Genomic DNA, 14,582 nt, shown 5'->3' with positions numbered 1-14,582 from the left:
GGGTGGCTCAGGCAAGGATGCCGAGCCGGTCAGCGTCAGCCGACGATGCCCAGAATGTCGCTTTCCTTCATGATGATCAGGTCCTGGCCGTCGACCTTGACCTCGGTGCCGGACCATTTGCCGAACAGGATCTTGTCGCCGGCCTTGACGTCGAGCGGCGTGATCTTGCCATCGTCGGAACGGAGGCCGGTGCCGGCGGCGACGACTTCGCCTTCCTGCGGCTTTTCCTTGGCACTGTCGGGAATGATGATCCCGCCGGCGGTCTTCTCTTCGGCTTCGATACGCTTGACGAGCACGCGGTCGTGCAACGGACGGAAGTTCATGGCGCTTGCCTCCTCTTCGGACAAAGGCTGGCGCGGCGTCATCGCACGGCCGGCCCCGATCCACAGGTCGAAATTATTGGCACTCTCCATTGGTGAGTGCCAGCACACGGCATATGGACCTCTGCGCCGCCGGGTCAAGCATATGCGCGCAGACTTTTTCAGACGCGTGACAGGATGGTCGCGGAACGCGTCCGGCCCCCCGAAATTGCGGCGCCGATGATCGCGCTGGCGTTACGCCCGCCGACGCGATAGCCGGGATGGACCTCTTCGAAAGCCGGCCCATGCGCATCCTCCGCGGTTTCTGGAAACTGCTCGTCGCCATCAAAGACGGGCTCGTCCTGCTCCTGATGCTCCTGTTCTTCGGCGGCCTGTTCGCCGCGCTGTCGGTCGGCGGCAACCCGCGTACGCCGGGCAATGGCGTGCTGGTCGTGGCGCTCGACGGATCGCTGGTCGAACAGCCGTCCGACGCCGATCCGTTCGCCGCACTCGCCGGCTCCGGCCAGGTGACCCGCGAATATCGGCTGCGCGACGTGGCCCGCGCGGTCGACGGTGCGGCACGCGACGGCAATGTGAAGGGCGTCGTGCTCGATCTCGACCGCTTCACCGGCGGTGGCCAGGCCGGCCTCGCCACGCTGGGCGAGGCGATGGACCGCGTCCGCCGCGCCGGAAAGCCCGTGCTCGCCTACGCCACCGGCTATACCGACGACAGCTACCTGCTCGCCGCACACGCCAGCGAGATCTGGCTCAACCCGATCGGCCCCGTCCTCCTCACCGGCCCGGGTGGATCGCGGCTCTACTATAAGGGCCTGCTCGACAAGATCGGCGTGACGCCCAAGGTCTACCGCGTGGGTGAGTTCAAGTCCGCGGTCGAACCCTTCACCCGCACCGATCAATCGCCCGCCGCCCGCGCCGCCAACCAGCTGCTCGCCGACGCGCTCTGGGCCGACTGGACGCAGAACGTGTCGCAGGCCCGCCCCAAGGCGCAGCTCGCCCCCTATCTCGCCCATCCCGAACAGATCGCGGCCGCCACCGGTGGCGACATGGCGCAGGCCGCGTTGCGCGCCGGCCTGGTCGACAAACTCGGCGACCGCATCGCCTTCGGCCGCCGCGTGGCGCAGGTCACGGGCACCGGTATGGCCGACTCGAAGATCGCCGGCTCCTACCCCGCGATTCCGTTCGAAAACTGGGTCTCCGGCCATCCTGAAAAGAGCAGCGGCACCCCGATCGGCGTCGTCACCATCGCCGGCGAGATCGTCGACGGCAAGGCCGGCCCCGGCACCGCCGCCGGCACGACCATCGCCGACCTGATCCTGAAGGAACTGGCCAAGGGCCGCATCAAGGCGCTCGTCGTCCGCGTCGACAGCCCGGGCGGCTCGGTCACCGCATCCGAACAGATCCGTCAGGCGATCCTGGAGGCGCGGCGCCGCAAGCTCCCGGTCGTCGTGTCGATGGGCAATGTCGCGGCGTCCGGCGGCTACTGGGTCTCGACGCCGGCCAGCCGGATCTTCGCCGAACCCTCCACCATCACCGGCTCGATCGGGGTGTTCGGCATCATCCCGACCTTCCAGGGCGCGCTGACCAAGCTCGGCCTGTCCGCGGACGGCGTCGCCACCACGCCGCTCTCCGGCCAGCCGGACGTCCTTCGCGGCACCAGCCCGCAGTTCGACCAGCTGATCCAGCTCGGCATCGAGGACGCCTATCGCCGCTTCACCGGCCTGGTCGCCACCTCCCGCCGCCTGCCGCAGACCCGCGTCGACCAGATCGGCCAGGGCCGCGTCTGGGCCGGCGGCATCGCGCGGCAGATCGGCCTCGTCGATCAGTTCGGCGGCCTCGACGATGCGATCGCCTACGCCGCGCGCCTCGCGAAGGTGACGCCGGACAACGCCTACCCGCTGTTCATCGAACGCGAGCCGAACCCGTTCAAGCAGATGGTCACCGAACTGTTCCGCAACGACGGGGAAATGGGCGAACAGGCCGCAACCGATCCCTGGACCAAGCTGGCCGGCAACCCCGAACGGCTGATGGGCCAGGCGCTGGGCGACGCCCGCCGCATCGCCGCCGGCCCCGCCATCCAGGTCCGGTGCCTGGAGTGCCCGGTCGAGGCGGCCGCCGCCGCGCGCAGTGACGGCGCCCTGGCGCGGCTGATCCTGATGAAGCTGGGGATGTAGCCGGCAAATCAGGCGTAACAGCGCACTGATCGCACGGCATACCCCTGCCCCGTCAGGGAACATGCCCCCACCCCGTTTGGTTCGAGCCTGTCGAGAACTCCGCGCTGATTTCTCGACAAGCCCGAACCAAACGGATCAGTGGCCGCACCTACTGAATAAGATTACGTCGGAGGTCGAAGCCCCGCCTCCCAAAACCCGCCCATCCCGAGCGAAGTCGAGGGACCCGTCGAGCGCAGCCGCGACGCCAACCGCAGTTTCAGCGCGACGCCAAGGAGGAACCACAACCCACCTCGTCGCGACTAGCCATTTCAAACCCGAGCCGGTGGCCACACCTCACCCGCGATAAACCGGCAGTGCCAACCCCCGCGCGATCGCCATCGCGCGCAGCAGGAACCCGGCCCCCGCCCCCACCAGGGCCGCCGCCCAGAACGGCAACCCGACCAGCGCCAGCCCGACGAACAGCACCGACGCCAGCGCCGCCGCCGTCACATAAATCTCCGGCCGCAGGATGATCGACGGCTCCCCCGCCAGAACGTCGCGGATCACCCCACCCATGCACGCCGTCACGACCCCCATCACCGCAGCCGGCAACGGCGGCACCCCGTAACGCAACGCCTTGGCCGCGCCGTAAACCGCATAGGCCGCCAGCCCGACCGCATCGAACCAGTCGAGCGCCTTCGGGCTCCAAATTCGCTGCGGCGTGAACCACACCAGCACCGCGACCCCCAGGCACACCCCGATCGCCCGTGCATCCTGCAACCAGAACACCGGCGCCCCGATCAACAGATCGCGCAACGTCCCCCCGCCCGTGCCCGTCACCGCCGCAAAGAACGCAAACGTCACCAAGGTCTGCCGCCGCGCCGCCGCCGCCAGCGCCCCCGACGCCGCAAACACGGCCAGCCCGGCCAGATCGAGCGCTGCGAAAGCGGGGGCGACAGGGAGCGGCATCATCCCGGCGTCATAACCCGGAACGCCTGCGCGGCTATCAGGTCATTTCCACATGACCATCCTACGGCTGCAACAAAACGAGCGACCTCACTCCCCAGCGGTCACTACCGGGCTGGGCAGTTCGTACGGCGACCAATCGCCGGTTTCGGATCTCGCCCCAAAGCCAAACGAACTGCGCGCCATCACGATGTCGATCTGGAGCACTGACGCCTCAGGAATGGTCCTAACGACATAAAAAACGGGCCCCGATTACCGGGGCCCGTCCTATCGATCGTGAAGCACGCTCAGCAATAATCCGTCAACAAACCACGACGCCCCCAAACGCGCCGCGGCCCCCATCACATATGGATCGGCTTGCCCGTCACCGCCATCGCAGCTTCCTTGATCGCTTCCGAATGCGTCGGATGCGCGTGGCAGGTGTAGGCGATGTCCTCGCTGGTCGCGCCGAACTCCATCGCCTGCGCGGCCTGGCCGATCAGCACGCCCGCCAGCGACGAGACGATGTGCACGCCCAGCACGCGGTCGGTCTTGGCGTCCGCGATCACCTTCACGAAACCGTCGGTGTCGCGGTTGGTCTTGGCGCGGCTGTTCGCCAGGAACGGGAACTTGCCGATCTTGATCTCAGTCCCGCCCTCGCGCAGCGCTTCCTCAGTCTGGCCGACGCTGGCATATTCCGGGTGCGTGTAGACCACGCTCGGGATCACGGCATGGTTCACGATGCCGGTCTGCCCGGCGATGTTCTCGGCCACCGCGATGCCCTCGTCCTCCGCCTTGTGCGCCAGCATCGGGCCTGGCGTCACGTCGCCGATCGCCCACACGCCCGCCGTCGCGGTGCGGAAGTCATGGTCGACCGCCACCTGACCGCGCGCGTTCAGCTCCAACCCGGCCTTCTCCAGCGCCAGCCCGTCCACGTTCGGCTTGCGACCGATCGCGAGCAGCACGACGTCCGCCTCGATCGTCTCGGCCGCACCACCCGCCGCCGGCTCTACCGTCAGCGTGGCGCCGTCGCCGTGGACAGCAACACCGGTCACCTTGGTCGACGTGCGCAGCGTGAAACCCTGCTTCTTGAACAGCTTGTTGGCTTCCTTGCGGACGTCGCCGTCCATGCCGGGCAGGATCTGGTCAAGATATTCGACCACCGTCACCTCGGCCCCCAGCCGCTTCCAGACCGACCCAAGCTCCAGCCCGATCACGCCGCCGCCGATCACGACCATATGCTTCGGCACGGTCGGCAACGCGAGCGCCCCGGTCGAATCGACGACGACCTTCTGGTCGACCTCGACACCCGGCAGCGGCGTCACCGACGACCCGGTCGCGATCACGATGTTCTTCGCGCGCACACTCCGCCCGGCGACCTCGACCGTATCGGCTGCCGTGAACGTCGCGCGGCCCTTCAGCCACTCCACCTTGTTCTTGCGGAACAGCCCTTCGATCCCGCCGGTCAGTTCCTTGACCGCCTTCGCCTTCTCGGCATGCATCTGATCGAGGTTCAGCGACGCGCCCGCAATGTCGATCCCGAACTTCGCCAGCGCACCCGAGGACGCCTCCTGATACAGCTCGGACGCATGCAGCATCGCCTTCGACGGAATGCACCCGACGTTCAGGCAGGTCCCGCCCAGCGTTTCGCGGCTCTCGACGCACGCGGTCTTCAGGCCCAGCTGCGCCGCGCGGATCGCTGCGACATAACCGCCGGGGCCGGCGCCGATGACCAGAACGTCAAAATCATAATCAGCCATGGGTAAGCTCGCCTTTCAAGCGGTTCGGTTCTGCCGCGACGCCATCTCGATCGGTGCCCAGAGCGGCTATACTCGTCACAATAAATGGGGACGCCGAACCAAAGTCCAACGCCCCCTTAGTCTCTTACAGGTCGATCAGCAGACGCGTCGGATCCTCGATCGCATTCTTGATCGCGACCAGGAAGGTGACCGCCTCGCGCCCGTCGATCAGGCGGTGATCGTAGCTCAGCGCCAGATACATCATCGGACGCGCCACGATCTGCCCGTCCAGCACCACGGGGCGCTGGTCGATGCGGTGGAGGCCCAGCACCGCGGACTGCGGCGGGTTGATGATCGGCGTCGACATCAGCGACCCGAACACGCCGCCGTTGGAAATGGTGAAGGTACCGCCCTTCATCTCGTCCATCTTCAACGAACCGTCCTTGGCGCGCTTGCCGAAATCGCCGATCGTCTTCTCGATTCCGGCGACCGACAGATGCTGCGCATCGCGGATCACCGGCACGACCAGCCCGTTCGGTGCCGACACCGCGACCGACACGTCGACATAATCACGGTACACGATCTCGTCGCCTTCGATCGATGCGTTGACCGACGGCACGTCGCGCAGCGCCTGGACCGCGGCCTTCACGAAGAAGCCCATGAAGCCCAGCCGGACGTCATGCTTCTTCTCGAACAGGTCCTTATACTTGGCGCGCGCGGCCATGACGTTGGTCATGTCGACGTCGTTGAACGTCGTCAGCATCGCGGCCGTGTTCTGCGCTTCCTTCAGGCGGCGCGCGACGGTCTGGCGCAGGCGCGTCATGCGAACGCGCTCCTCCTTGCGGCCGTTCGCGGTCGATGCCGGCGCGGCGGCGGCGGGGGCCGGCGCGGACACCGACGGGGCGGGGTTCGCAGCGGCGGCCTGCACATCCATCTTGGTCACACGACCATCGCGGCCCGAACCGTCGACCGTCGACGGATCGATCCCGGTCTCCTGAACCGCACGGCGCGCCGACGGCGACAGCGCGTCGTTGTTGCCACCGCTCGTCGCGGGCGCCGCACCCGGCTCCGGCGGGGCAGCCTTCTCGGCCTGCGCCACCGCGGTCTTGTTCTCGGCCGCGGGCGTCGCGGACGTCGAGGCCGACCCCTCCTGGATCAGCGCGATTAGCGCCCCGACCAGAACGGTATCACCCTCGGCCACGGCCTGCTCGCCCATCACGCCGTCGACCGGCGACGGCACGTCAACGGCAACCTTGTCGGTCTCCAGGCTGGCGATCGGCTCGTCGGCCTTCACCGCCTCGCCCGGCTTCTTCAGCCACTGGCCAAGCGTGGCTTCGGTGATCGATTCGCCCAGCGTGGGAACGGTTACTTCGGTCGCCATGTCGTCTTCCTTATCGTTCGATTCTGTCGCGGACGGGCGGTTCAGCCGGCCTGCTGCTTCGACTGGACACCTGCGCCGATCGCCTCGGCCACCTCGCCCTGCGGCTCACCCAGCGCTTCGGCCACCAGCATCTGCTGCTGCTTGGCGTGGTTGCGGGCGAGACCGGTCGCGGTCGCGGCCGACGCCTTGCGCCCGGCATAGACCGGACGGATCGGCTTGCCCGCATCCTTCAGCGACTGTTCGATCAGCTCCTCGACGAAGAACCACGATCCGTTGTTCTTCGGCTCTTCCTGTGCCCAGACCACGGTTTCGAGGTTGGGCATCCGCGCCAGCCGCTTGACCAGCGCGTCGGACGGGAACGGATAGATCTGCTCGATCCGGACGATCGTGGTGTTCTTGTCACCCGACGCATCGCGTGCCTCGGCCAGGTCGTAATAGACCTTGCCCGAACACAGCACGAGCCGGCGCACGTCCTGATCGGCCGGCGCGTTGGTATCGGACAGGATCCGCCGGAAATGGCTGTCGCCCGTGAAGTCCGCGATGCTCGACACCGCCGACTTGTGCCGCAGCAGCGACTTCGGCGTCATCATGATCAGCGGCTTGCGGAAGTTCCGCAGCATCTGCCGGCGCAGGATGTGGAAATAGTTCGCCGGCGTCGTGCAGTTCGCGACCTGGAGATTGTCCTCGGCACACAGCTGCAGATAGCGCTCGAGCCGGGCCGACGAATGCTCCGGCCCCTGTCCCTCATACCCGTGCGGCAACAGCATCACGAGGCCGTTGGCGCGCAGCCACTTGGCCTCGCCCGCCGCGATGAACTGGTCGATGATGACCTGCGCGCCGTTCGCGAAATCGCCGAACTGCGCTTCCCACAGCACGAGCGTGTTCGGTGACTGCCCGGAATAGCCATATTCGAAGCCCAGCACGCCGAACTCGGACAGCGGGCTGTCGAGCACCTGGAACTTGCGGTTCATCGTCGACAGCGGGATGTACTTGTGCGCGTCCTTCTGGTCGACCCAGACGGCATGGCGCTGGCTGAACGTGCCGCGCCCGACATCCTGGCCCGACAGGCGGACGCCGTAATCGTCCTGCAGCAGCGACCCGAACGCCAGCGCTTCCGCCGTCGCCCAATCGACGCCCTCGCCGCTCGCGAACATCTGCTTCTTCGCATCCAGGATGCGCGCCAGCGTCTTGTGGATCGTCAGGTCGGCCGGCGCCGTGGTCAGCACCTCGCCGAGCGCATCGACCCGCTCCTGCGCGATCCCGGTCGCCGCCGCGCGACGCTCGGTGATCGTCTCGCGCGGTGCGGCAAAGCCACTCCACACACCCTCGAACCAGTCGGCCTTGTTGACCTTGTAGCCCTTGGCCGCGTCGAAATCGGCCTCCAGCGTTCCGACGAAAGCGGAGACCGCCCCGTCGATCCAGGCATCATCGACAACGCCCTCGGCCTTCAACCGCGCGCCATAGACTGACGACACCGGCGGATGCGACCGGATCGCGTCGTACATCAGCGGCTGCGTGAAGCCGGGCTCGTCGCCCTCGTTATGGCCGAAGCGGCGATAGCACCACATGTCGACCACGACGTCGCGCTTGAACTCGTGCCGGAACTCGGTCGCCAGCCGCGTCGCGAACGCCACCGCTTCCGGATCGTCACCGTTCACGTGCAGGATCGGCGCCTGCACCATCTTCGCGATGTCCGACGGATAGGGCGAGGAGCGCGCGAACTGCGGGCTCGTCGTGAACCCGACCTGGTTGTTGATGACGAAATGCAGCGTCCCGCCGGTCGAATAACCGACCAGCCCGGAAAAGCCGAAGCATTCCATGATGATGCCCTGGCCCGCGAACGCGGCATCGCCGTGCAGCAGCACGGGCAGGACCTGTGACCGCTCGATATCGTCCAGCGCGGTCTGCTTGGCGCGCGCCTTGCCCAGCACGACCGGGTTCACCGCCTCCAGATGCGACGGGTTGGGCGCCAGCGACAGATGGACGCGGTTGCCGTCGAACTCGCGGTCGGTCGACGTGCCGAGGTGATACTTCACATCGCCCGACCCGCCGACATCCTCGGGGTTGGCGGACCCACCGGCGAATTCGGAGAAGATGGCGCGATACGGCTTCTGCATCACGTTCGCGAGCACGTTCAGCCGGCCGCGGTGCGCCATGCCGATCACGATCTCGCGCACGCCGACAGCGCCGCCGGTCTTGATCACATTCTCCAGCGCGGGGATCATCGACTCGCCGCCGTCCAACCCGAACCGCTTGGTCCCGACATATTTGCGGCCGAGGAACTTCTCCCACTGCTCGGCCTCGATGACCTTCGACAGGATCGCCTTCTTGCCCTCGGGGCTGAACGTGATCGCCTTGTCGCGACCCTCCATCCGCTCCTGCAGGAACCGGCGCTCCTCGATATCGCCGATATGCATATATTCAAGGCCGATCGGCCCGCAGTAATTGCGGCGCAGGATCTCGACCAGCTCGCGCACCGTCGCGCGCTCCAGCCCGAGCGTCCCGCCGAGATGCACCGGCCGATCAAGGTCGGCACCGGAGAAACCATGATATTCGGGGCTCAGGTCGGACGGCAGGTCGCGCCGTGCCAGACCGAGCGGATCGAGCTCGGCGGCCAGATGACCGCGCACGCGGTACGTGCGGATCAGCATCATCGCGCGGATCGAATCGTCGACGGCCTGCTTCAGTGCGGCGTCGGAGATACCGGCCGGGGCGGCGGCGGGCGCAGTTGCCGCGGCGGGCTTGCCACCCTTGGCCGGCTTCGGCGCAGGCTGCATCTGCGTCGGGTCGAGCCCCGCGGTCAGCGCATCGGTCTCGGTCGGCGGCCAGTTCTTGCGCGCCCAGCTCGGGCCCGAAACGGTCTCTTCCAGACCGGAGAAATAGGTGCGCCAACCCGCGTCGACCGCGTCCGGTGCCTCCTGATAGCGGCGGTACAGCGCCTCCACGAAAGACGGGCTCACGCCCTCCACTTCGGCTACATCCACAGCTTCATTTCCCACTTCGGGCCTTCCCATTCTTCGACCGGTGAACCGGCGGCACGGCCCCTCATATGGGACCGTGCCGTAAAAGTTCAGCCTTTCATCAGCCTTTCAGCAAGGCAGACAGGGTCGTGCCAAGCTCGGACGGGCTTGCCGCGACGCGGATCCCGGCGGCTTCCATCGCCGCGATCTTGTCCTCGGCACCACCCTTGCCGCCGCTCACGATCGCGCCGGCATGACCCATGCGACGGCCCGGAGGGGCGCTGCGCCCGGCGATGAAGCCGGCCATCGGCTTGCTGCGGCCGCGCTTGGCCTCGTCCATCAGGAACTGCGCGGCTTCCTCTTCCGCGGAACCGCCGATTTCGCCGATCATGATGATCGACTTGGTCTCGTCGTCCGCGAGGAACAGCTCGAGCACGTCGATAAAGTTCGTGCCGTTGACCGGATCGCCACCGATGCCGACCGCGGTCGACTGGCCGAGGCCCTCGTTCGTCGTCTGGAACACGGCTTCGTAGGTCAGCGTACCGGACCGCGACACGACCCCGACCGACCCCTTGGAGAAGATCGAACCGGGCATGATGCCGATCTTGCACTCGTTCGGCGTCAGCACGCCCGGGCAGTTCGGCCCGATCAGCCGCGACGACGAACCCTGCAACGCACGCTTCACGCGGACCATGTCGAGCACCGGAATGCCCTCCGTGATGCACACGATCAGCGGCACCTTGGCGTCGATCGCCTCCAGGATGGAGTCCGCGGCGAAGGGCGGCGGCACATAGACCACGGTCGCATCGGCCTGCGTCTTCTGCACGGCTTCGGCCACCGAGTCGAAGATGGGCAGACCGATATGGGTCGTGCCGCCCTTGCCCGGCGTGACACCGCCGACCATCTGCGTACCGTACGCCAGCGCCTGTTCCGTATGGAACGTGCCAGTGTTGCCGGTCATGCCCTGGGTGATGACCCGGGTATTCTTGTTGACGAGGATGCTCATGGGTGTCCTGCCGTCCTTCTCAAATCGTCCGCCGAAGCGGATCTGAATATCATAGCAGTGAAGGGTAAAGATCGGACCAGTCGGGGTTCATCGCTTCGATCAACCGTATCTTCCAGGCCCGTTGCCATTCCTTCATCTGCACTTCCCGGTACCGGGCATCTTCGATCGCCTCGAACGCTTGGTACCAGACTAAAATCCTGCAGCCGTAACGCTTGCTGTAACCGTCGATCAGCGCTTCGCGGTGCTGGTATATCCGTCGACCCAGATCGCTGGTCACTCCGATATACAAGGCTCCGGCACGCTTGTTAGTGACGGTGTAGACCCAGTCCGGCTTTTCCATGCCCATCTGGCGTTCCCCAGCAAAGGCCGGGACCTAGGTGAAACCGCGTCACCTAGGCCCCGGCCTTCGACGGGGAACAAACTACCTCAGGCCAAAGTCCCATCGATCCCGCGGCACGCCACAAGCAACTCCTTCACCGCGTCGACCGACACCGTGAGGTTGGCCTTCGCCTCCTCGTCCAGCTTGATCTCGACGATCTTCTCGACGCCGCCCGCACCGATCACCACCGGCACGCCGACGTAGAGATCGTTGAGACCATATTCACCCGAGACATAGGCCGCCGCCGGCAGGACGCGCTTCTGGTCGTACAGAAACGCTTCCGCCATCGCGATGCCGCTCGTCGCCGGCGCATAGTAGGCCGACCCGGTCTTGAGCAGCGCCACGATCTCGCCGCCGCCCGAACGGGTGCGCTGGACGATCGCATCGATCTTCCCCTGAGTGGACATGCCCATCGCGATCAGGTCGGGGATCGGGATGCCCGACACGGTCGAGTAGCTGATCACCGGGACCATCGTGTCGCCATGCCCGCCGAGCACGAAGCTCGTCACGTCCTTGACCGACACCTTAAACTCGTCCGCCAGGAAATGGCTGAACCGCGAGCTGTCGAGCACGCCCGCCATGCCGACCACCATGTGATGGGGCAGGCCGGAGAATTCGCGCAGCGCCCACACCATCGCGTCGAGCGGGTTGGTGATGCAGATCACGAACGCGTCCGGCGCGTTGGCCTTGATGCCCTCGCCCACGGCCTTCATGACCTTCAGGTTGATGCCGAGCAGGTCGTCGCGGCTCATGCCCGGCTTGCGCGCCACGCCGGCCGTCACGATGATGACGTCCGCGCCCGCGATGTCGGCATAGTCGTTCGATCCGGTGATCGTCGCGTCAAAGCCTTCGACCGGGCCACACTGCGACAGGTCGAGCGCCTTGCCCTGCGGCACACCCTCGGCCACGTCGAACAGGACGATATCGCCCAGCCCCTTCAGCGCCGCGAGATGCGCGAGCGTGCCGCCGATGTTGCCAGCGCCGATCAGCGCGATCTTCTTACGAGCCATGTGGAGAATGTCCTCGACCGTCCAAGATTCCGATAGCGGGAGTCGCATGCCCCAAGGCCGCGGCCACCAATCGTCGCCGCGTCGCTTAGCTGCATGGCAGCATCGGGGCAACCGTGGACGTTCAGAAAAGCGCCCCGGACATGGTCTGTAACAGAACTATACGCGCCTTCGACCGCCTCGTGACGGACGCTCTACTCGGTGGCGCCATGCCCCGCGGCCAGATACTCGGCGGACTGCATCTCCATCAGCCGCGACACGGTCCGCTCGAACTCGAACGCCCCGTCCCCCGCCGGATACAGTTCCACCGGGGCCGCATCCGCCGCGGCGAGCAGCTTCACGCGGAACTCGTAGAGCGCATCGATCAGCAGCTTGAACCGCGCCGCCTCGTTGCGCTTGTCCGGCCCGAGCACCGGAATCCCCACGATGATGACCGTGTGATAGCGCCGCGCGATCGCCAGATAATCCGCCACCCCGCGCGCATCGCCGCACAGCTTGGAGAAGGAGAACACCCCGACGCCCTTGATCGATTTCGGTACACGCAACGTCCGCCCGCCCGGCACCGCAATCTGTTCGGACGGCACGTTGGCACGGTCCTCGACCGGAAAATCGGTGAGCCGGAAGAAGGCGCGGCTCAGCGCCTCGGTCGCCGCCGGACCGTTCGGCACATACCAGGTCGGGAACCCGCCCAGCCGCTCCAGCCGGTAATCGGTCGCACCGTTGAGCGGCAGCACGTCCAGCCGCGCCTCGATCAGCGCGATGAACGGCAGGAACAGCTGGCGGTTGAGCCCGTCCTTGTATAGGTCGCTCGGCGGCCGGTTCGATGTCGTGACCACCGTCACGCCGCGCTCGATCAGGCCGGTGAACAGCCGCGACAGGATCGCGGCGTCCGCCATGTTGTTGACGACCATCTCGTCGAAACACAGCAGCCGCGCCTGCGCGACCAGGTCGTCGACGACCGGCGCGATCGGGTCGCCCTTCTCCTCGGCCCGCTCGATCCGCAACCGGTCGTGCACGTCGAGCATGAACTCGTGGAAGTGGACCCGGCGCTTCGGCGTCACGTCGACGCAGTCGAAGAACAGGTCCATCAGCATCGACTTGCCGCGCCCGACACCGCCCCACATGTACAGCCCGCGTGGCGCAACCGGCGGCTTACCCCCGAACAACCGCCCGAACAGCCCGGTCTTTGGGGCCGCCGCTTCCAGCGTATCAGCCAACGCATCCAGCCGGCGAACCGTCCCCGCCTGATCCGGATCGGGCTTGAGTTCACCCCCGGCCAACAACTCCGCGTAACGCGCAGCGACCCGGCTCATGTCGCGCCCGCCCATTTGACCTTGCGCAGCGTCCCGTCGAACGACCCGATCGTCGCGCCGTCCTGCTCGATCAACCCGCGCAGGAACAGCATCCGCCCGGTCTCGCCGGTGATCTCGACCACCGCGTCGATCGGCAGCCCGGCCTTCGCCGCACCGATGAAGTTCATGCCCGCCTGCAAAGTCACGGCCCCGCCTCGCGGCAACCGCTCCTGCGCCAGCAGCGCGCAAAACATCACCTGATCGACGAACGCCAGGATGAAGCCGCCATGGACATTGTCGGACACATTGGACTGCGCCCGCCCGGTCTCGACCCGGCACCGCACGACCGGACCCTCGACGCGCACCCGGATCGTCCCGAAACTATCGAGGAAACGACCGGCTGCGATCGGCAGAAACACCCGAAACCCGTCGCTATCGACGTCGTCGGCGAGGACAAGCCGTTCGACCTGTGCCCCGCCGCCCTCGCCGGCCCCATCGCCGGCGGTCGTAATCGTCACGCTCAGACCTGCCGCTCGACGACCATCTTCTTGACCTCGGCGATCGCCTTGGCCGGGTTCAGCCCCTTCGGGCACACGTTGGCGCAGTTCATGATCGTGTGGCAGCGATAGAGCCGGAACGGATCCTCCAACTCGTCGAGACGCTCGCCGGTCATCTCGTCGCGGCTGTCGGCCAGCCAGCGATAGGCCTGCAACAGGATCGCCGGCCCCAGGAACTTGTCGCTGTTCCACCAGTAGGACGGGCAGGACGACGAGCAACATGCGCACAGGATGCACTCGTACAGACCGTCGAGCTTCGCGCGATCCTCCGGGCTCTGCAGCCGCTCCTTGCCCGAAGGCGGCGGCGTCACCGTCTGCAGCCACGGCTTGATCGAGCTGTACTGCGCGTAGAAATGCGTGAAGTCGGGGACCAGATCCTTGATCACGTCCATGTGCGGCAACGGGGTGATCTTCACCTCGCCCTTCACGTCGGCGATCGCCTTGGTGCAGGCGAGCGTATTGGTGCCGTCGATGTTCATCGAGCACGACCCGCAAATTCCCTCGCGGCACGACCGCCGGAACGTCAGCGTCGGGTCCTGCTCGCTCTTCATCTTGATCAGCGCGTCGAGCACCATCGGGCCGCACGTCGCGGTATCGACCTCGAACGTGTCGTAACGCGGATTTTCGCCCGTTTCCGGATCGTACCGATACACCTTGAACGGTTTGACCGCGGTCGCGTCGGGTGCGGCTTTATGCACCTTCCCCTTCGATCGGATCTTGCTGTTCGTGGGTAGCGCGAATTCGGCCATCGGGCATGCGTCCTTGTGTCTGGACATCAGATAGCGACGAACACGCCGCGGTTAAAGACGAAATGCCGTACTGCGGCAATTTGCCCATATGGATCGG

General features: G+C 66.4%; 12 protein-coding genes. 1 reads left to right on the top strand and 11 read right to left on the bottom strand.

Features of this window, described 5'->3' with window-relative positions; translation table 11 throughout:
- Positions 1-35: 35 nt before the first annotated feature.
- Positions 36-323 carry a co-chaperone GroES gene (groES, locus tag ACFSGX_RS04440; protein WP_157175844.1) on the bottom strand — a complete coding sequence of 96 codons (288 nt, stop codon included), beginning with the start codon at positions 321-323 and terminating at the stop codon, positions 36-38.
- Positions 324-604: 281 nt separating this feature from the next.
- On the opposite strand from groES, the gene sppA reads away from it, so the two are divergent.
- Complete coding sequence (gene sppA, locus ACFSGX_RS04435) at positions 605-2,491, top strand: signal peptide peptidase SppA (protein ID WP_380927770.1); 1,887 nt, start codon at positions 605-607, stop codon at positions 2,489-2,491.
- Between the two features lie 333 nt (positions 2,492-2,824).
- Here the strand turns inward: sppA and ACFSGX_RS04430 are convergent, their stop codons facing one another.
- The 10 genes from ACFSGX_RS04430 to ACFSGX_RS04385 all read right to left on the bottom strand — a co-directional run bounded on the left by ACFSGX_RS04430 (position 2,825) and on the right by ACFSGX_RS04385 (position 14,485).
- Positions 2,825-3,442: a trimeric intracellular cation channel family protein gene (locus ACFSGX_RS04430; protein ID WP_380927769.1), complete on the bottom strand. Its 618-nt coding sequence runs from the start codon at positions 3,440-3,442 to the stop codon at positions 2,825-2,827.
- 335 nt (positions 3,443-3,777) lie between these two features.
- Positions 3,778-5,175, bottom strand: coding sequence for a dihydrolipoyl dehydrogenase (lpdA, locus tag ACFSGX_RS04425; protein ID WP_380927767.1), 1,398 nt, complete (start codon positions 5,173-5,175; stop codon positions 3,778-3,780).
- A gap of 124 nt (positions 5,176-5,299) precedes the next feature.
- Positions 5,300-6,535: a 2-oxoglutarate dehydrogenase complex dihydrolipoyllysine-residue succinyltransferase gene (gene odhB / locus ACFSGX_RS04420; RefSeq protein WP_380927766.1), complete on the bottom strand. Its 1,236-nt coding sequence runs from the start codon at positions 6,533-6,535 to the stop codon at positions 5,300-5,302.
- Positions 6,536-6,576: 41 nt separating this feature from the next.
- Positions 6,577-9,549, bottom strand: coding sequence for a 2-oxoglutarate dehydrogenase E1 component (locus ACFSGX_RS04415; RefSeq protein WP_380927765.1), 2,973 nt, complete (start codon positions 9,547-9,549; stop codon positions 6,577-6,579).
- Positions 9,550-9,616: 67 nt separating this feature from the next.
- Positions 9,617-10,501, bottom strand: a complete 885-nt coding sequence (gene sucD / locus ACFSGX_RS04410) for a succinate--CoA ligase subunit alpha (RefSeq protein ID WP_076073168.1) — start codon at positions 10,499-10,501, stop codon at positions 9,617-9,619.
- A gap of 49 nt (positions 10,502-10,550) precedes the next feature.
- The gene (locus ACFSGX_RS04405; protein WP_380928243.1) at positions 10,551-10,841 is read right to left on the bottom strand and encodes a GIY-YIG nuclease family protein; all 291 of its coding nucleotides are present in this window, start codon (positions 10,839-10,841) and stop codon (positions 10,551-10,553) included.
- An 86-nt stretch (positions 10,842-10,927) separates the two neighbouring features.
- Entirely contained in the window at positions 10,928-11,890 is a 963-nt protein-coding gene (gene mdh / locus ACFSGX_RS04400; protein WP_380927763.1) for a malate dehydrogenase, read from the bottom strand.
- Positions 11,891-12,081: 191 nt separating this feature from the next.
- A complete protein-coding gene (gene zapE, locus ACFSGX_RS04395) occupies positions 12,082-13,200 on the bottom strand; it encodes a cell division protein ZapE (protein ID WP_380927762.1) in 1,119 nt (372 codons plus the stop codon).
- Entirely contained in the window at positions 13,197-13,697 is a 501-nt protein-coding gene (locus tag ACFSGX_RS04390) for a PaaI family thioesterase (protein WP_380927760.1), read from the bottom strand. The genes zapE and ACFSGX_RS04390 overlap by 4 nt, the downstream gene beginning before the upstream one ends.
- 2 nt (positions 13,698-13,699) lie before the next feature.
- Complete coding sequence (locus tag ACFSGX_RS04385) at positions 13,700-14,485, bottom strand: succinate dehydrogenase iron-sulfur subunit (RefSeq protein WP_380927758.1); 786 nt, start codon at positions 14,483-14,485, stop codon at positions 13,700-13,702.
- Positions 14,486-14,582: the final 97 nt, after the last annotated feature.

This window comes from Sphingomonas arantia (assembly GCF_042682045.1).
Lineage (GTDB): Bacteria > Pseudomonadota > Alphaproteobacteria > Sphingomonadales > Sphingomonadaceae > Sphingomonas_R > Sphingomonas_R arantia.
This window is presented reverse-complemented; position numbering and strand designations above follow the sequence as displayed.